The 17,278-nt window shown below is 70.0% G+C and carries 15 protein-coding genes and 1 riboswitch; of the genes, 7 read left to right on the top strand and 8 right to left on the bottom strand.

The window, feature by feature from the left end; all coding sequences use genetic code 11:
- The first annotated feature begins 3 nt into the window (after positions 1 to 3).
- Positions 4 to 2,382 carry a helicase-associated domain-containing protein gene (locus tag ABT294_RS21550; protein WP_350807879.1) on the top strand — a complete coding sequence of 793 codons (2,379 nt, stop codon included), beginning with the start codon at positions 4 to 6 and terminating at the stop codon, positions 2,380 to 2,382.
- 10 nt (positions 2,383 to 2,392) lie between these two features.
- Here the strand turns inward: ABT294_RS21550 and ABT294_RS21545 are convergent, their stop codons facing one another.
- Positions 2,393 to 2,845: a hypothetical protein gene (locus tag ABT294_RS21545; RefSeq protein ID WP_350807878.1), complete on the bottom strand. Its 453-nt coding sequence runs from the start codon at positions 2,843 to 2,845 to the stop codon at positions 2,393 to 2,395.
- A gap of 377 nt (positions 2,846 to 3,222) precedes the next feature.
- Here ABT294_RS21545 and ABT294_RS21540 point away from each other — a divergent pair, with 377 nt between their 5' ends.
- The 3 genes from ABT294_RS21540 (at position 3,223) to ABT294_RS21530 (ending at position 6,957) form a co-directional block, all read left to right on the top strand.
- Positions 3,223 to 4,704, top strand: a complete 1,482-nt coding sequence (locus ABT294_RS21540) for an AMP-binding protein (protein ID WP_350807876.1) — start codon at positions 3,223 to 3,225, stop codon at positions 4,702 to 4,704.
- Between the two features lie 399 nt (positions 4,705 to 5,103).
- Entirely contained in the window at positions 5,104 to 5,241 is a 138-nt protein-coding gene (locus ABT294_RS21535) for a hypothetical protein (RefSeq protein WP_350807874.1), read from the top strand.
- Positions 5,242 to 5,304: 63 nt separating this feature from the next.
- Positions 5,305 to 6,957 (top strand): DNA repair helicase XPB, encoded by a 1,653-nt coding sequence (locus ABT294_RS21530; RefSeq protein ID WP_350807872.1) that lies wholly within the window; start codon positions 5,305 to 5,307, stop codon positions 6,955 to 6,957.
- Positions 6,958 to 7,161: 204 nt separating this feature from the next.
- Here ABT294_RS21530 and ABT294_RS21525 read toward each other — a convergent pair whose 3' ends face one another.
- Positions 7,162 to 7,497, bottom strand: coding sequence for a hypothetical protein (locus ABT294_RS21525; protein ID WP_350807870.1), 336 nt, complete (start codon positions 7,495 to 7,497; stop codon positions 7,162 to 7,164).
- Between the two features lie 113 nt (positions 7,498 to 7,610).
- On the opposite strand from ABT294_RS21525, the gene ABT294_RS21520 reads away from it, so the two are divergent.
- Together ABT294_RS21520 and ABT294_RS21515 are read left to right on the top strand one after the other, a co-directional pair.
- Positions 7,611 to 9,611, top strand: a complete 2,001-nt coding sequence (locus tag ABT294_RS21520) for a HelD family protein (RefSeq protein ID WP_350807868.1) — start codon at positions 7,611 to 7,613, stop codon at positions 9,609 to 9,611.
- A gap of 171 nt (positions 9,612 to 9,782) precedes the next feature.
- Positions 9,783 to 10,313 carry a YbhB/YbcL family Raf kinase inhibitor-like protein gene (locus tag ABT294_RS21515; RefSeq protein ID WP_350807866.1) on the top strand — a complete coding sequence of 177 codons (531 nt, stop codon included), beginning with the start codon at positions 9,783 to 9,785 and terminating at the stop codon, positions 10,311 to 10,313.
- A gap of 325 nt (positions 10,314 to 10,638) precedes the next feature.
- Here ABT294_RS21515 and groL read toward each other — a convergent pair whose 3' ends face one another.
- The 6 genes from groL to ABT294_RS50855 all read right to left on the bottom strand — a co-directional run bounded on the left by groL (position 10,639) and on the right by ABT294_RS50855 (position 15,705).
- Positions 10,639 to 12,264, bottom strand: coding sequence for a chaperonin GroEL (gene groL, locus ABT294_RS21510; RefSeq protein WP_350807864.1), 1,626 nt, complete (start codon positions 12,262 to 12,264; stop codon positions 10,639 to 10,641).
- A 304-nt stretch (positions 12,265 to 12,568) separates the two neighbouring features.
- Complete coding sequence (locus ABT294_RS21505; protein WP_106250594.1) at positions 12,569 to 12,769, bottom strand: cold-shock protein; 201 nt, start codon at positions 12,767 to 12,769, stop codon at positions 12,569 to 12,571.
- Between the two features lie 229 nt (positions 12,770 to 12,998).
- Positions 12,999 to 13,274, bottom strand: coding sequence for a MoaD/ThiS family protein (locus ABT294_RS21500; RefSeq protein WP_350807862.1), 276 nt, complete (start codon positions 13,272 to 13,274; stop codon positions 12,999 to 13,001).
- Positions 13,275 to 13,299: 25 nt separating this feature from the next.
- Positions 13,300 to 14,532 carry a threonine synthase gene (thrC, locus tag ABT294_RS21495; RefSeq protein WP_350807860.1) on the bottom strand — a complete coding sequence of 411 codons (1,233 nt, stop codon included), beginning with the start codon at positions 14,530 to 14,532 and terminating at the stop codon, positions 13,300 to 13,302.
- Between the two features lie 13 nt (positions 14,533 to 14,545).
- Positions 14,546 to 14,686: riboswitch (SAM riboswitch) on the bottom strand.
- A 79-nt stretch (positions 14,687 to 14,765) separates the two neighbouring features.
- On the bottom strand, positions 14,766 to 15,320 hold the full coding sequence (locus tag ABT294_RS21490; RefSeq protein ID WP_350807859.1) for an RNA polymerase sigma factor: 555 nt from the start codon (positions 15,318 to 15,320) through the stop codon (positions 14,766 to 14,768).
- A gap of 160 nt (positions 15,321 to 15,480) precedes the next feature.
- Complete coding sequence (locus ABT294_RS50855; RefSeq protein WP_502912091.1) at positions 15,481 to 15,705, bottom strand: hypothetical protein; 225 nt, start codon at positions 15,703 to 15,705, stop codon at positions 15,481 to 15,483.
- Between the two features lie 119 nt (positions 15,706 to 15,824).
- Between ABT294_RS50855 and ABT294_RS21480 the strand changes: the two genes are divergently transcribed.
- Positions 15,825 to 17,261: an alpha,alpha-trehalose-phosphate synthase (UDP-forming) gene (locus tag ABT294_RS21480; protein ID WP_350807858.1), complete on the top strand. Its 1,437-nt coding sequence runs from the start codon at positions 15,825 to 15,827 to the stop codon at positions 17,259 to 17,261.
- Positions 17,262 to 17,278 lie beyond the last annotated feature (17 nt).

Raw genomic sequence — 17,278 nt, 5'->3', positions numbered from 1 at the left:
ACGATGGAGTTCACGGAGTGGATCAGGGGGCGCACCGACGAGCAGCTTCGGGCGCTCGTCTCCGCGCGTCCCGAACTGGTCACTCCGGTGCCCGCCCATCTGGAGGGGCTCGCCTCGCGCGCGGCCAGTCCGTCGGCGATCGCCCGCGTCCTCGACCGGCTCGACCGCTTCACGCTCGCCGTCGTGGAGACGCTGGCCGTCCTGGAGACGGTGCCCGTCCTGGAGCCGCGTACGGTGTCCGGCGCACGCGACGAGGCCGTGGCGAAGCCGGCGCTCGGGGAGGTCGTCGGCCGGGCGCTGGCGTCCGGTGAGGTCGAGCCCGCGCTGTCCACCGCGCTGCGCCGGCTGCGCGAGCTGGCTCTCGTCTTCGGCCCCGACGAGGCGCTGCGCCTGGCTCCAGGAGTCCGCAAGGCGCTGGACGATCCGGCGGGGCTCGGGCCGCCCGCCGTGGACGCGTTCAGGCACCACCCGCCCGAGCAGCTCGACGAGCTGGCCGACGACATCGCGCCCGGCACCGCGGGAACCGGCAAGGAGCGCCTGGCGGCGGCCCTGTCCGAGCCCGGCGAGCTGGTCGGGCAGGTCTCGCCCGAAGCCAGGGCGGCGCTGGACCAGCTCGCGTGGGGTCCGCCGGCCGGCCGGGTGCCCAACGCCAGGCGCGAGGTCCGCATCGGGTCCGCCCGCTCGCCCATCGAGCAGTTGCTGGCACGCGGCCTGCTGGCCGCCACGGGCGAGGAGAGCGTGACGCTGCCGCGGGAGGTGGGCGTTCACCTGCGCGGCGGGCGCGTCCACCGCGATCTGAGCCCGGTCCCGCCCGCCCTGGAGGGGTCCGCGCGCGACCAGCAGCTCGCCGACCGCACGGCTGCCGGGCAGGCGTTCATGTTCGTCAGGGCCGTCGAGGAGCTGTGCGAGCGGTGGAGCGTCGATCCGCCGGGCGTGCTGCGCACCGGCGGTCTCGGCGTCCGCGACATGAAGCGCACGGCGTCCGAGCTGGATCTGCCCGAGTGGGCCGCCTCGCTGGTCGTGGAGGTCGCGCACGCGGCCGGGCTGCTCGCGTCGGGCGGCAGCGTCGACGGCGAGTGGCTGCCCACCAGCGGATACGACCTGTGGCGCGTCAGGCCGACGGAAGAGCGGTGGGTGGCTCTCGCGACCACCTGGCTGCACATGGACCGCGTGCCGGGCCTGGTCGGCGAGCGCGACGACCGCGACCGCCCGCTGAACGCGCTCCACCCGGACCTGCGCCGGTCGTCCGCGCCCTCGGTGCGGTCGGCGGTGCTGGGCGTGCTCGCCTCGGCTCCCGGCCTGGCGCCGACCCGCGACTCCGTGCTCGACCGGCTGGCCTGGGAGCAGCCGCGCCGCCGGGGCCCGCGGCGCGAGCAGCTCACGGAGTTCACGCTGCGTGAGGCCGAGCAGCTGGGCGTCACCGGGCTGGGCGTGCTGTCGGGGCACGGGCGCGCGCTGATGGCGGGCGAGGGCGCCGCCGCGGCGCTGGCGCCACTGCTGCCCGAACCGGTTGACCACGTGCTCCTCCAGGCCGACCTCACGGCCGTCGCGCCCGGCCCGCTCACCAGCGAGCTGAACCGCTGGATGACGCTCGCCGCCGACGTCGAGTCCAAGGGCGGCGCGACCGTCTACCGCTTCGGCGAGAGCTCGATCCGCCGTGCGCTGGACGCGGGCCAGGGCGCCGAGGAGCTGCTGGCCATGCTGGAGCGCCATTCGGCGACGCCGGTGCCGCAGGCGCTGTCGTACCTGGTGACCGACGTGGCTCGCCGCCACGGGCGCATCAGGGTGGGGACGGCCAGCGCCTACGTCCGCTGCGACGATCCCGCGCTGCTCGACCAGATCACCGCCGACCGCCGTTCGGCCGCGCTGCGCCTGCGCCGGCTCGCGCCGACCGTGATCGCCTCGCGCTCGTCGCGGGCCGCGCTGGTCGACTCGCTGCGCGCGATGGGCTACGCCCCGGTGGCCGAGTCGCTCGACGGGGACGTGATCATCTCCCAGCTCGACAGCCGGCGGGCCGAGGGCCTGCCCGCGGCCCGTGTCACCGCCTCCACGAACGGCGGTCTCGACTCGGGGGTCGCGGTGGCGGCCGTCCGGGCGCTGCGTGCGGGCGACGCCGCGCATCTGGCGCGGCGCGAGCCGGTCGAGGCGCCGAACGGGCAGATCCCGCGCGGCCCGGCGACCGCCACGATCTCGGCGCTCCAGGACGCGATCAGGCAGGGCGTCCGGGTGTGGATCGGCTACCTCGACTCCCAGGGCAACGCCACCTCGCGCATCCTGGAACCGGCCCGGATGGAGGGCGGCTACCTGACGGCCTACGACGAGACCAGGGCCGCCGTCCACCGCTTCGCCCTGCACCGCATCACCGGCGTCGCCGGGGTCTGACCGGTACGCGTTACCAGGCGCCGCCGCGCAGGACCGCCTGGCGGGCGTCCACCGGGCCGTAGAGATCGGTCAGGATCGGCCGCGGGCGGGATTCATCCGGCCTGACCACGAAGGCCAGATCGTGTCTCGGCGTCCACACCCAAACGTTGCCGAGGAATTCCTTCTCTCGAATCCGAATATTGACGAATTCCTGTGGACTGGTGTGTCCCTGAGCCGCCACCACGTCGGCGTGGATGCCGTCGGTAAGCAGCAGAACCAGATGAGCGTCCTTGTTCGCGCGGAAGATCCGCCGTGGTGCGTCCGCGCCGATCAGCCGGTCCACCTCCGCGGCGTCGCGCCCCACGGCCATCCGCAGCTGCGTCCGCTCCTCCGCGGGAAGCGAGGCGTTGTGCGAGGTCAGAGCCGTGTTGAGGTGCCGGACGTAGTCGTCGACCACCAGCCGCTCCGGCTCGGTGGCGGGCACGCGGGCCAGCTCTCTGCCGCCTTCGTGCCGCTTCGACCAGGCGTCTCTCCTCAGCCCAGCCGCCCCGGCCGCCTCCTCCTGGATTCTCTGGAGGGCTTCGTCCCTCCTGCCGTTCCCTGTATCGCTCAATACGAGCAGTGCCCGCTCGTATTCACTCATGTCAACCATATTTCCTATCGATCTTGTTCGAAGTAACCGAACACGACGGTTGTCGAGTATGCAAGGTGAAAGAGCTTCAGATCGGCGGATCGATACACGATCGCGTCCAGTGGCCCGGCAAATGACCCGAAAGTCATAGCGTGCCCCTCGACGTCGTCCTCCCGTGTGACTAGTCCCGAGGCTTGACGGGGCGGCGTTGATCACATCAGGTTGGGCATGTGACCGAGCAATCACTGGGCCGGTTGGCCGAGGAGTCGTGGAACAGGTTCGAGGACTTCGACTCGGTGTTCTACGAGGGGGTCTGGCACCGCAGCCACCAGCAGGCCGCGCGGGCGCGCAGGGTGTGCGGCGGGTTCGCGGACGCGGGGGTGCGGCCCGGCGACCGGGTCGTGGTGATGATGGCGACCTCCCCCGAGGTCCCGCTGATCTATCAGGCGCTGTGGGCGGCCGGGGCGGTGGTGACCCCGGTGGTGTTCCTGGTGGGCGCCGAGGAGCTGCGGCACATCCTCCTCGACAGCGGCGCGGTCGCGATCGTGACGTCCCCCGAGCTCGTGGAGACGGTCGAGGCGGCGGGTGTCGATATCCGCGTATTTGTGGAAACGTCCGAGCTGGAGCAGGCTGACGAGCGCGGGCCGGCGCCGAGGGACCCCACCGACCTGGCAGCGCTGATGTACACCGGCGGCACCACCGGCACGGCCAAGGGGGTCATGCTGAGCCACGGCGGGCTCTGGCACGTCGCCAAGGACGCCTACGAGCTGTCACACCAGGAGGGCGTCGACCGCGCGATCGTGCCGGTGCCGCTCTCCCACGCCTACGGGCTCATCATCACGGTCGCCGGGATGCACGCCCGGCAGCCGCAGCAGGCCGTCCTGATGCGGTGGTTCGACCCGAAGGCGTTCCTCGCGCTGGCCGCCGAACAGCGCGTGCAGTACGGCGCCGTCGTCCCGTCCATGCTGCGGATGCTCCTGGAGGAGCCGCTCGACGCCCACCCGCTGCCCGACCTGGCCTTCCTCACCTGCGGCGCGGCGCCGCTCGGCAGGGAGCTGCTGGAGGAGTTCGAGCGCCGGATGCCGGGCGTGCAGGTCCTGGAGGGCTACGGCCTGACCGAGACCAGCGCCGTCACCACCTTCAACCCGCCCGGCAGGCGCAGGATCGGCAGCGTCGGCCTGCCGCTGTCGGGCTACCGGATCACGATCCGTGACTCGTCCGGCGAGCCCGTCGAGGCCGGGGACGTGGGCGAGATCTGCGTGGCGGGCGAGTCCCTGATGCTCGGCTACTGGGGTGAGCTCGCCCCCGACCCGGAGGGCACCGCGCTGGTCGACGGCGAGCTGCGCACCGGCGACATCGGCTGCGTCGACGACGACGGCTACCTGTACGTCGTGGACAGGAAGAAGGACCTGATCATCCGCGGCGGGTTCAACGTGTTCCCCCACGACGTCGAGGACGCGCTCGACCGGCACCCCGACGTGGCCGCCTCCTGTGTCGTGGGCCGCCCCGACCCGCGCGTCGGAGAGGAGGTCGTGGCGTTCGTCCAGCTCAGGCCGGGTGGAACGGCGACCGCCGAGGAGCTGATCGGCTGGGCCCGCGACCGGGTGGGCAGGGTTCGGTACCCGCGCGAGGTGAGGTTCGCCGACTCGATCCCGGTCACCAGCGTCCTCAAGCTCGACCGCAAGCTCCTGCGCGCCAGGCTCGGCGAGTAACCGCCGGGTTGTCGCGCAGGCAAGGCCCCTGCCCGACAACCTGCCCGGTTCAGGCAAGCGGGCTCGGCGGCGAGGCCGTTCCGGCATGCTGATCCGTGGCAAGCACCCCAGCCACGTGCGGCATTCGTGATAAATGTTGGCGAACCTGGTGGACGAACTAGGAGGTGACGTGAGCCAGGAACCCCCGTTCGACGGCGACTACCCCTACCAGCCCTATGGCGCGCCGTACGGCCGGCAACCTCCGCCGCAGTACGGCTATGGTCACCCCCCGTCGCCCCACGCCGACGGGCCGAGGGCCCACGCGATCGTCGCGCTCGTGCTCAACACTGTCGCGATCCCTCGTGCTGCAACATCCTGGCCATCCCGGGCGCCGTCCTCGCGGGCTTGGCCCTGAGCCGGGTGAGCACCCGCCCGGAGAGCGCGCGCAGCCTGCTCGTCTGGAGCTGGGTCCTGTTCGGGCTGGGCTTCGTGCTGACGGTCGGCACCTTCGTCTTCCTCGGGGTGAACGGCTACCTGGACGACGAATCCAGCAGCTGACCGCCTGTTCGGGGACTGTTCTCGCCGTCGTGCGTGTTGGATAAGGGTCAACCGTAGGAAGGGATGTCCGTGAACGACGGCCCGCTCATCGTCCAGTCCGACAAGACGCTGCTGCTAGAGGTCGAGCACGCGAAGGCCGACGAGTGCCGCAAGGCCATCGCGCCGTTCGCCGAGCTCGAGCGCGCGCCCGAACACGTCCACACCTACCGCGTCACGCCGCTGGCGCTGTGGAACGCGCGCGCCGCCGGGCACGACGCGGAGCAGGTCATCGACGCGCTGATCAACTTCAGCCGCTACCCCGTCCCGCACGCGCTGCTCGTCGACGTCGCCGAGACCATGGCCAGATACGGTCGGCTCAGGCTGGAGAAGGATCCCGTCCACGGGCTCGTCCTGACCTCGACCGACAGGGCGGTCCTGGAGGAGGTGCTGCGCTCCAGGAAGATCCAGCCGATGCTGGGCGAGCGACTCGGCGCCGACGCGGTCGCCGTCCATCCGAGCGACCGCGGCAACGTCAAGCAGGCGCTGCTCAAGCTGGGCTGGCCCGCCGAGGACCTCGCCGGGTACGTCGACGGCGAGCACCACCCGATCAAGCTCCAGCAGGACGGCTGGGCGCTGCGCCCCTACCAGCAGGAGGCGGCCGACGCCTTCTGGCACGGCGGCTCGGGCGTGGTCGTGCTGCCCTGCGGCGCGGGCAAGACCATCGTCGGCGCCGCCGCGATGGCGCACGCCCAGGCCACCACGCTCATCATGGTCACCAACACGGTCAGCGCCCACCAGTGGAAGCAGGAGCTGCTCAAGCGCACCTCACTGACCGAGGACGAGATCGGCGAGTACTCCGGCACGAAGAAGGAGATCCGCCCGGTCACCATCGCCACCTACCAGGTGATGACGACCAGGCGGAAGGGCGTCTACAGCCACCTGGAGCTGTTCGACGCCCGCGACTGGGGCCTGATCGTCTACGACGAGGTGCACCTGCTGCCCGCGCCGATCTTCCGGATGACCGCCGACCTGCAGGCCCGCAGGCGCGTCGGGCTGACCGCGACACTCGTGCGCGAGGACGGCCGCGAAGGAGACGTGTTCTCCCTGATCGGCCCCAAGCGCTACGACGCGCCGTGGAAGGAGATGGAGAACCAGGGCTGGATCGCCCCCGCCGACTGCGTCGAGGTGCGGGTCACGCTGACGGACGAGGAGCGGCTGGCCTACGCGATGGCCGAGAACGAGGAGCGCTACCGGTTCTGCGCCACGACCCCGTCCAAGACGCAGGTGACGGAGGCGCTGGTCCGGCGGCACCTGGGAGACCAGGTGCTGGTGATCGGCCAGTACATCGACCAGCTCGACGAGCTGGGCGAGCACCTGAACGCGCCGGTCATCAAGGGCGAGACCAGGGTGAAGGAGCGCGAGCGGCTCTACCAGGCCTTCCGCGACAAGGAGATCCAGGTCCTGGTGGTGTCGAAGGTGGCCAACTTCTCCATCGACCTGCCGGAGGCGGCGGTGGCCATCCAGGTGTCGGGGACGTTCGGGTCACGCCAGGAGGAGGCGCAGCGGCTCGGACGGGTGCTGCGGCCCAAGGCCGACGGCGGCGGCGCGCGCTTCTACACGGTGGTCAGCCGCGACACGGTGGACCAGGAGTTCGCGGCGCACCGCCAGCGGTTCCTGGCCGAGCAGGGATACGCCTACCAGATCATCGACGCCGACGACGTGCTGGGCGGGGTCTGAGGCTGAGGCCCGGCCGCTCCTGAGCGAGCGGCCAGGCATCGGCCGTCTGTCACGTCCACGAGACTCCACGGGCCGTCGACAATCGAACCACCCCCCTCACCTGCGCGCTAACAACCGCCGCATCCGAGACAGCCTGCGACATACCCCCATGATCCGGCAATCCCACCAGATATGCCCGAAATTTTCGCATTTGTCAGGGCGCTGTTATCTGGCGAGCAGGCCACCGAGGAAGAGCACCCCTTCCGCGACGATCCACGCGGCCACGCTCACCACCATGAACCGGGTGAACACCACCTGATCGTTCCGGGAGGCCGGGATCAGCCAGGCCCCGGCCGTGGAGCAAGCCGCCAGCACGGCGAACCACGCCGACACGAACGACACCGACTCGAGCCGCTCCGAGCAGCCGACGACCGGCTCTTCTCCCGTGCAGAACGCCTCCAGCCCCCACCCCGCGAACACCGACAGTCCCCAGAACGCCGCGAGCAGGAAGCTGGCGATGGTCGGGATGATCGGCGAGATACCGAGCCGCACGCGCGCCACAGGCCCTTCCTACCCCAGCGAAATGCTTTGGAAGCCTGCCCGCGCCAGGTACTAAACTGGCGGATTCGCTGCCTGTTACCACCTCCGATTCTCCGATGGGGAGGCACTTTCGCATGCCCGCACACCAACTGGCCCCCGACATACCCGCCGACGTGCTCGCGTCAGAGCAGGCCCACCTGGCAGAGTCCAGGGCCGCGCTCAAGGCCATGCGGACGCACGCCGAGTCGCTCTCGGCCGACGCGGCCGGCGACTGGGTGTCGCAGCAGATCCTGCAGTCGCTGCTCGACCAGCGGGTGGCCGCCCTCGCCGACCACCCCGACACGCCGCTGTTCTTCGGCCGCCTCGACCGCTCGGCCGGCGACGACCTGCCCACCACGATCTACGTCGGACGCCGCCACGTCCACGACGGCAACAGCCGCGCCCTGGTCATCGACTGGCGGGCGCCCGTCTCCCGGGCCTTCTACCAGGCCAGCCCCGCCGAGCCGATGGACATCGTGCGCCGCCGCCGCTTCGGCTACCACGGCGGCGCGCTGACCGCCTTCGAGGACGAGCCCCTGGCCGAGGGCGGGGAGATCGGCCCGTCGAAGATCCTCACCGAGGAGATCGAGCGCCCGCGCACCGGCCCGATGCGCGACATCGTCGCCACCATCCAGCCCGACCAGGACGAGATCGTCCGCTCCACGCTGTCGCAGACCGTGTGCGTCCAGGGGGCTCCCGGCACCGGGAAGACCGCGGTCGGCCTGCACCGGGCCGCCTACCTGCTGTTCACCCACCGCGAGCGGCTGGCCCGCTCCGGGGTGATGATCGTGGGGCCGAACAAGGCGTTCCTGTCGTACATCTCGTCCGTGCTGCCCGCGCTGGGCGAGGTCAAGGTCGACCAGACGACCGTCGCGGGGCTGCTCGGCGAGCACGCCTGGCCGGAGGAGCCGATGGTGTCGGCCGTGAAGGGCGACGCCCGGATGGCCGCGGTGCTGGAGCGGGCGCTCTGGCTGCACATCGTGAAGCCGGAAGAGGGCGTCGTGTACACCAAGGGCGCCTACCGGTTCCGGGTGGCCGACTACGAGGTGCGCGAGATCGTCGCCTCGCTGCGCGGCACCACCCGCTACGGTCCCGGGCGCGCGGCGCTGGCGCAGCGGCTGGCCCACCAGGTGCTGGTACGGATGGAGCAGCGCGGCGAGTCGCCCGACGACCGGGTCCAGGACGCCGTGGCCAGGTCCAAGCCGGTCAAGCAGCTGGTCGATGCCGTCTGGCCCAAGCTCACTCCGGAGCAGGTCCTGTTCAGGCTCCTCTCGGACCCGGCATTCCTCGCCAAAGCCTGCAAGTCCGATTTTTCGCCTGAAGAGCAGGAAATGCTGCTGTGGCGGAAGCCGTTCCGGGGGCACAGGTCCGCCAAGTGGTCGGCGGCCGACGCGGCGCTGCTCGACGAGCTCGCCGACCTGATCGAACGCACACCCTCGCTCGGCCACCTGGTCGTGGACGAGGCGCAGGACCTGTCGGAGATGCAGCTGCGCGCGCTCGGCCGACGCTGCCGCAACGGCTCGGCGACCGTCCTCGGCGACCTCGCCCAGGGCACCACCCCGTGGTCCACCAGTTCCTGGGAGACCGTCCTCAAGCACCTGGGCCAGGCCGACGGCGAGGTCACCGAGCTGACGCTCGGCTTCCGCGTGCCTCGCGAGGTGCTCGACTACGCCGCCCAGCTGCTCCCGTCCATCGCCCCCGGCCTGGCGCCGCCGCGCTCCCTGCGTCCTGGCGTGGGCTCGCTGGCGGTACGGCAGGGCGGCGCGGTCGCGGAGGCCGTCCGCGAGGCGCTGGAACGTGAGGGCTCGATCGGCGTCATCGTGCCCGACGCGCTGGTGGCCGGAGTCTCCGCCGAGCTCGACGGCCTGGCCCACGCCGTGCTCGGCCCCGACTCCACCGAGGAGCACCGGCTGCTGGTCATCCCGGCGACGCTGGCCAAGGGTCTGGAGTACGACCACGTGATCGTGGTCGAGCCCGCCGACATCGTGGCGGCGGAGCCGCGCGGCCTGGCCAGGCTGTACGTGGTGCTCACCCGTGCGGTCACCTCGCTCACCGTCCTGCACCACAAGGCGCTGCCCGCCCAGCTGACGGCCTGAGCGCTCCCGTGTGGCGGGCCACCCGCCACACGGCACCCCCGCTCACCGAGCCGGTTCCGGAGGGCCGCCCGCCGGTTTCCGGATGACGCCCGCCACACGGCATGCCGATTCCGGCGGGGCGGCCCGTCCCTAGGATGGTGGCGACGAGCTCTCTCACCCTAGGAGGACGCCGTGCCCGCACCGCTCCCGCACGAATACCTGCCGCCCGTTCCCGCGCTCGTGGTCGAGAGCGACGACATCACCGACGGCGAGAGGCTGAGCGACCTCCACGTCTTCAACGACTGGGGGATGACCGGGCAGAACCTCTCGCCGCACCTGCGCTGGTCAGGCGCCCCGGCCGAGACCCGGAGCTACGCCGTCACCTGCTACGACCCCGACGCCCCCACGGGCAGCGGGTTCTGGCACTGGGTGCTCTACGACCTCCCGGCCTCGGTCACGGAACTGGCCACCGGCGCAGGCACCGGCCCCGAGTTCAAGGGGCTCCCCCAGGGGGCGGCGCACGCGCGCAACGACTACGGCACCAAGGAGTTCGGCGGCGCCGCTCCCCCTCCGGGCGCCCCGCACCGGTACGTCTTCACCGTGCACGCGCTCGGCGTCGACGCGCTGGGCGTCGGCAGCGACGCGAGCCCGGCCGTGGTGGGTTTCAACATCACCGCCAACACGCTCGCCCGCGGCCACATCGTCACCCACTTCGGCGTCTGACACACCGCGCCCCCGAACGCCCCAAAGATCCCGGAGCAACCACTCCCGCGCCTCCTGATGAGGTGCGGGTGGCGGCACATGACCACCTGATCGGCAGGTGCCTGGGGCCGAAGGGCCCGAGCTGCCGGGCGCGACGCAGGAGGGCCCGAACGACAGCTGCCCGGGCCTGGAAGGCCCGAGCCGCCGGACTCAACGTCAGAGGGCCCGAACGACAAGCCGGCGGCCGAAACCCGGCGCGGCGCAGGGGCCCGAATGGCGGGCCGGGGGCGGACACAAGAAAAGGGCGGCCCGAACGGGTCGCCCTGATCTCGTGTGAGGCGTGGACTCAGAAGTCCATGTCGCCGCCGCCCGGCATGGCCGGGGCCGCGGGAGTCTTCTCCGGCTTCTCGGCGATGACGGCCTCGGTGGTGAGGAAGAGCGCCGCGATGGAAGCGGCGTTCTGCAGCGCCGAACGCGTCACCTTGGCCGGGTCGATGATGCCCGACTCGAACATGTTCACGTACTCACCCGTAGCGGCGTTGAGGCCCTCGCCCGGCGTGAGGTTGCGAACCCGCTCGACCACGACGCCGCCCTCAAGACCGGCGTTGACCGCGATCTGCTTCAGCGGCTCCTCCAGCGCCTTGCGGACGATCGCCGCACCGGTCGCCTCGTCGCCCTGGAGCTCGAGCTTGTCGAACGCCTTCGCGCCCGCCTGCAGCAGCGCCACGCCACCACCGGGGACGATGCCCTCCTCGACGGCCGCCTTCGCGTTGCGCACGGCGTCCTCGATCCGGTGCTTGCGCTCCTTCAGCTCGACCTCGGTGGCCGCACCGGCCTTGATGACGGCCACGCCGCCGGCCAGCTTCGCCAGACGCTCCTGGAGCTTCTCACGGTCGTAGTCGGAGTCGGTCCGCTCGATCTCGGCACGGATCTCGTTGACCCGACCGGCGATCGCGTCGGGGTCACCGGCGCCGTCGACGATGGTGGTCTCGTCCTTGGTGACGACGACCTTACGGGCACGACCGAGCAGGTCGAGCGTGGCGTTCTCCAGCTTGAGGCCGACCTCCTCCGCGATGACCTGACCACCGGTCAGGATCGCGATGTCGCCCAGCATCGCCTTGCGACGGTCACCGAAGCCCGGAGCCTTGACGGCAACCGAGCGGAACAGACCGCGGATCTTGTTGACGACCAGGGTGGCCAGGGCCTCGCCCTCGACGTCCTCGGCGATGATCAGGAGCGGCTTGCCCGACTGCACGACCTTGTCGAGCAGCGGCAGGAGGTCCTTGTTCGCCGAGACCTTCGAGTTGACGATCAGGATGTACGGGTCTTCGAGCACGGCCTCCATGCGGTCGGAGTCGGTGACGAAGTACATCGACGTCATGCCCTTGTCGAAGCGCATGCCCTCGGTGAGCTCGAGCTCGAGGCCGAAGGTGTTGCTCTCCTCGACGGTGATGACGCCTTCCTTGCCGACCTTGTCCATCGCCTCGGCGATGAGCGAGCCGATCTCGGGGTCGGCGGCGGAGATGGAGGCGGTGGAGGCGATCTGCTCCTTGGTCTCCACGTCCTTGGCCAGCTTGGAAAGCTCCTCGCTGACCCGCTCGACGGCCGACTCGATGCCCTTCTTCAGCGACATCGGGTTGGCGCCGGCGGCCACGTTACGCAGACCCTCACGTACCAGCGCCTGGGCGAGCACGGTGGCGGTGGTGGTGCCGTCGCCGGCGACGTCGTCGGTCTTCTTGGCGACTTCCTTGACCAGCTCAGCGCCGATCTTCTCCCAAGGATCCTCGAGCTCGATCTCCTTGGCGATGGAGACACCGTCGTTGGTGATCGTGGGAGCGCCCCACTTCTTCTCCAGCACGACGTTGCGGCCCTTGGGGCCGAGGGTCACCTTGACGGCGTCAGCGAGCTGGTTCATACCGCGCTCGAGACCGCGCCGGGCGTCCTCGTCAAACGCGATCATCTTGGCTGCCATAAGGCTAGACCTCCCAGATGCAGGGTGGCTTGTTGTGGACCGAGCCGACGCCCGCGACGGCATATGGGCCCGCAACTCCGTTCGGCAGGCCCCATCGCCTCGATCCCGTGTTGGCACTCTGTGGAAGAGAGTGCCAACGAACTGTTTAGCACTCTACCCAGCCGAGTGCAAGCGAACACCACTGCCGCCCAGGTCAGTCGGTACGGCGGGCCACTCGGCCCGCCGTACCCAGGTCGGCGGGAAGGGGACGGCGAGACCGCACGGACTGCGCTGCCGTGCGGGCCGGCCGATGCGTACCAGTGCTTCAGACCGTGCGGACAGACTCCGCCTGCGGCCCCTTCTGACCCTGCGTGATCTCGAACTCGACACGCTGTCCCTGTTCGAGAGAGCGGTACCCGTCCATCATGATCGCTGAGTAATGGACAAAAACATCCTTACCACCGTCTACCGCGATGAAGCCGTAGCCCTTGTCCGCGTTGAACCACTTGACGGTGCCCTGCGCCACTTCCGACTCCTCTTACTGGGCTCACAGATCGCGCCCATTCCATACGCGACCCGTAATCGCATGACTTATCGCTAAATCAGCCAGACGATCGCCCTCGACCATACCTGTGGCACGGCGTTTGGCAACAGAGTCAATCTACGAACCGCATATTTCGTCCAGAGGGTGAGCCCGTTGAATTGAACGGGAAATGAAGAAGGCGCCCCGAGGGGCGCCCTTCTCCGCCTGACGGTCAGCCGCCGGCGACTGCCGGGATGATAGAGATCTGTGCGCCTTCAGGTGCTGGCGTGTCGAGCCCTTCGACAAAACGGACGTCCTCTTCGCCAACGTAAACGTTGACAAAACGACGAATCTTGCCCGAATCATCCAGAATTCGCGCTCCGATGCCCGGGTAGTCGGAGTCGAGCTTGGCAAGGACGTCACGAAGAGTCGCGCCTTCGCCACTCACTTCCGCGTTACCGCCGGTGTACGTGCGCAGGATGGTGGGAATCCGCACAGAAACGCTCATGGGTTTAACTCGCCTTTCCTGGTTGTCAGACAGCCGCGCGGAACGCGTCGAGAGAGGGCCGGATCACGGCGGTGGGGGTGGCGTCGGCGGCCACGGCGTCGAGCGTCTTGAGCCCGTCGCCGGTGTTCAGGACCACGGTCTCGGCCTCCGGGTCGAGCTGCCCGGTCTCGACGAGCTTCTTCAGCACGCCCACGGTGACCCCGCCGGCAGTCTCGGCGAAGATGCCCTCAGTCGAGGCCAGCAGCTTGATCGCGGCGACGATCTCGGCGTCGGTGACGTCCTCCACCGCTCCCCCGGTGCGGCGGGCGATGTCGAGCACGTACGGCCCGTCGGCGGGGTTGCCGATGGCCAGCGACTTGGCGATGGTGTCGGGCTTGACCGGCTGCACCACGTCGTGGCCCGCCTTGAACGCGGCCGACACCGGCGAGCAGCCGAGCGCCTGGGCCCCGAAGACCTTGTAGGGGGTGTCCTCCACCAGACCCAGCGCCACCAGCTCCTTGAAGCCCTTGTCGATCTTCGTGAGCTGGGACCCCGAGGCGATCGGGATGACGATCTGCTCGGGCAGCCGCCAGCCGAGCTGCTCGGCGATCTCGTACGCGAGCGTCTTGGAGCCCTCGGCGTAGTACGGCCGCAGGTTGACGTTGACGAAGCCCCACTTGTCGCCCAGCGGGTCGCCGATCAGCTCGGAGCAGAACCGGTTGACCTCGTCGTAGGTGCCCTGGATGCCGACCAGCTTGCCGCCGAACACCCGGGCCATGGCGATCTTGGCCTGTTCCAGGTCGGCGGGGATGAACACGCAGGCGTCGAGCCCGGCCCTGGCCGCGGCGGCCGTGACCGCGCCCGCCAGGTTGCCGGTGGAGGAGCAGGAGAGGGTGTGGAAGCCGAAGTTGCGCGCCGCCTCGACGGCGATCGCGACGACCCGGTCCTTGAAGGAGTGGGTGGGGTTGCCCGAGTCGTCCTTGACGTACAGGGACTTGATGCCCAGCGCCCGCCCGAGGTTGCCGGCCTTGACCAGCTTCGTCCAGCCGGGGTTCATGTTCGGCTTGGACGCGACGTCGACGGGGACGGGGAGCAGCGAACGGTAGCGCCAGATGTTCGCGGGCCCGGACTCGATCTGCGCCCGGGTCACCTCGCCGAAGGAGTAGGCCGCCTCAAGCGGCCCGAAACACTCCAGACAGGCGAAGCTGGGACCAAGGTCGTAGCGGGTGCCGCACTCGCGGCAGGAGAGACCGACAGCAGGACCAAAGTCAAGCGACATGAAGCGAGGCCTTCCCTCATCTTCGCCTGCGGCCACCCTGACCGCAGACCGGAATTGGCACCTTGTCCCGGTCGGCCTCGCGGGTCGCGAGCCTTGAACCGGGAGGGTTGCCGGGGCTTCGTAGGGCCGGTCCCTCCACCCCTCTGGATGAGCAATATTCAGTTGTCGAAATGGATGTTACCTGGCCACGCCCGCATCCCGACCAGATGTCTCAGAATACGAGACAGCCGATCTCATCGATACTCCTCGCCGAGCACGCCCTGGACGTACTTGCGCGCCTGGTGGATGCGCGATTTGGCGGTGCCGAGCGGGATCTTGAGCTGCTCGGCGACCTCGTTGTAGTCGAGCTGCACGATGTCGCGCAGCACGAGCGCCTGCGCGAGGTCGGGCTTGTCGGCCTCCAGCGCCTCCATCGCGTCGAGCAGATCGAGCCGCGACCCGGCGATCACGCTGACCCGCCGCACGTCCGGCTTCTGCAGGGGCAGCTCGTCGGAGCTCTGCTCCGCCGCCCTGCGCTTCAGCGACCGGTACGTGGTGCGCGCGCAGTTGGCGGTCACGATGTGCAGCCAGGTGCTGAACCTGGCACGCCCCTCGAACCGGCCGATGTTCCGCGCGACGGCGAGCAGGGTGTCCTGGGAGGCCTCCTCAGCATCCTGGTGGTAGGGCAGGATACGAGCGCAGTGCCGCAGCACGTCCGGTTCGATCCGCTTCAGGAGCTCGCCGAGTGCGCGATGATCTCCGGCAGCGGCGGAGCGGGCAAGTTCCTCGGTTAGCTCATCAAGCGCCATAGCTGGGATCCTAAGGTCGGAGGGAACCGAATTGACATCCTCCCCCTCGCGAATGAGGGGGATTCCCCACGGTCGCCCGTGAGGAGTTCCTGCTTCACCGCCGATCGCCCGTCAAGGAGGTGGTCTCCCGTTGAGGCCTTACATCAGCTCCACAGGCGTTTCACCGCTCCGCCGGCCCGGCGGCGAGGATGTTCCCGGCGACGTCGCGGTCGTGGGACGCGCCACAGGCGCACTGCCAAGGACGCGACCACACGACTGCCGGCGGCGTGTCCATCTTCGCCAGGGTGAGCAGACCGTTCCGGTAGGCGAAGGCCGAGCGGGTGCACTCGGCCGACAGGCGCGACTTCCTGCGGCACTTGAACGCCCGCATGACCGACTGCGCCACGCGCACAAGCTACTACGGCCAGTAGAGCTTCGTGCACAGGTTCGATCCAGAACGTGCGGCACCGGGCCGTGTTTCCTCCCCCTCCTGAAGGCGGGAGTCTCCACGCTCAAGGAGTTTCGATGAACAGCGTGCTGGTGGCTTCGAACAGAGGGCCGGTCTCGTTCACCGTGTCCGACGACGGCGTGCTGACCATGAAGCGCGGTGGTGGGGGCCTGGTGTCAGGGCTTTCAGGGGTCGCCAAGGACTACGGCGTGCTCTGGGTCTGCGCGGCACTCTCCGACGGTGATCGCAGCGCCGTCCGGCAGTCGCCCAGCGGCCGGCTCGACCAGGCGGGCTACGACACCGGCGCGTTGCGGATGCTCGACATCCTCCCGGCCACGTTCCACCGCGCCTACAACGCGGTGGCCAACTCGACGCTCTGGTTCGTCAACCACCTGCTCTACGACATCCCCAACGCGCCCACTTTCGGCTCCAGGTTCCAGCGCGAGTGGGAGTCCTACCGCGACTACAACGGCGCGTTCGCGCTCGCGCTCGCCGAGGAGGCCGCCCACGGCGCCCGCGTGATGGTCCAGGACTACCACCTGACGCTGACCCCGGCGATGCTCCGCGCCGAGCGTCCCGACCTGCGCATCGCGCACTTCAGCCACACGCCGTGGGCGCCGCCCGAGTACTTCTCGCTGCTGCCCGACGCGGTCGCCCACGAGGTCCTGGAGGGCATCCTGGGCGCCGACCACGCGGGCTTCCTCACCGAGCGCTGGGCCGCCGCGTTCATGGACTGCTGCGAGCGGCTGCTGGGCGCGCAGGTCGACCGCTCAGGCCGTACCGTCGCCCACGAGGGCCGGACCACCCGCGTCGGCGTGCACGCGCTCGGCGTCGACGGCGAGGCGCTGTGGGCACGGGCCTGCGAGCCGGACGTCGAGTCGCACATGGCCGCGCTCAGGGACGAGGTCGGCGACCGCAAGCTGATCGTCCGCATCGACCGCACGGAGCTGTCCAAGAACATCGTGCGCGGCCTGCTCGCCTACCGCGAGTTCCTGGCCGCCCATCCCGAGTGGCACGGACGCGTCGTCCACCTCGCCTTCGCCTACCCCAGCAGGCACGACCTGCCCGAGTACCGCGAGTACACCGCGTCGGTGCAGCGCTGCGCGCAGGAGATCGAGGACGAGTACGCCACCGAAGACTGGAACCCGCTGATCCTCAACGTCAACGACGACTACCCGCGCTCGCTGGCCGCCTACCGCCTGGCCGACGTGCTGCTGGTGAACCCGATCCGCGACGGCATGAACCTGGTGGCCAAGGAGGGCCCGGTCCTGTCGCCGCGCTGCGCGCTGGTGCTCTCGCGCGAGGCGGGCGCGGCGGCCGAGCTGGGCGAGCACGCGCTGGTCGTCAACCCGTACGACGTCATCGACACGGCGGGGGCCCTGCACCGGGCGCTGGTCATGCCGGAGGATGAGCGCATGCGCCGCCGCGACAGCCTGGAGGCGGCGGCCACCGCGCTGCCGCCACAGAAATGGCTCTCGGCCCAGCTGGATGCGCTGAATTACGATTTCAGCTGACATCCACTTCGGGTGAC

This window comes from Nonomuraea sp. NPDC000554, assembly GCF_040300065.1.
GTDB lineage: Bacteria > Actinomycetota > Actinomycetes > Streptosporangiales > Streptosporangiaceae > Nonomuraea.
The sequence above is the reverse complement of the archived record's forward strand: the minus strand, read 5'-3'. Positions and strand labels throughout refer to the sequence as shown.

Coding starts and splice junctions, on each gene's coding strand:
- ABT294_RS21530 (WP_350807872.1), top strand. CDS start 5,305: ATGTCCGTGAACGACGGCCCGCTCATCGTCCAGTCCGACAAGACGCTG.
- thrC (WP_350807860.1), bottom strand. CDS start 14,532: ATGTCGCTTGACTTTGGTCCTGCTGTCGGTCTCTCCTGCCGCGAGTGC.
- ABT294_RS21500 (WP_350807862.1), bottom strand. CDS start 13,274: ATGAGCGTTTCTGTGCGGATTCCCACCATCCTGCGCACGTACACCGGC.
- groL (WP_350807864.1), bottom strand. CDS start 12,264: ATGGCAGCCAAGATGATCGCGTTTGACGAGGACGCCCGGCGCGGTCTC.
- ABT294_RS21520 (WP_350807868.1), top strand. CDS start 7,611: ATGCCCGCACACCAACTGGCCCCCGACATACCCGCCGACGTGCTCGCG.
- ABT294_RS21490 (WP_350807859.1), bottom strand. CDS start 15,320: ATGGCGCTTGATGAGCTAACCGAGGAACTTGCCCGCTCCGCCGCTGCC.
- ABT294_RS21480 (WP_350807858.1), top strand. CDS start 15,825: ATGAACAGCGTGCTGGTGGCTTCGAACAGAGGGCCGGTCTCGTTCACC.
- ABT294_RS21550 (WP_350807879.1), top strand. CDS start 4: ATGGAGTTCACGGAGTGGATCAGGGGGCGCACCGACGAGCAGCTTCGG.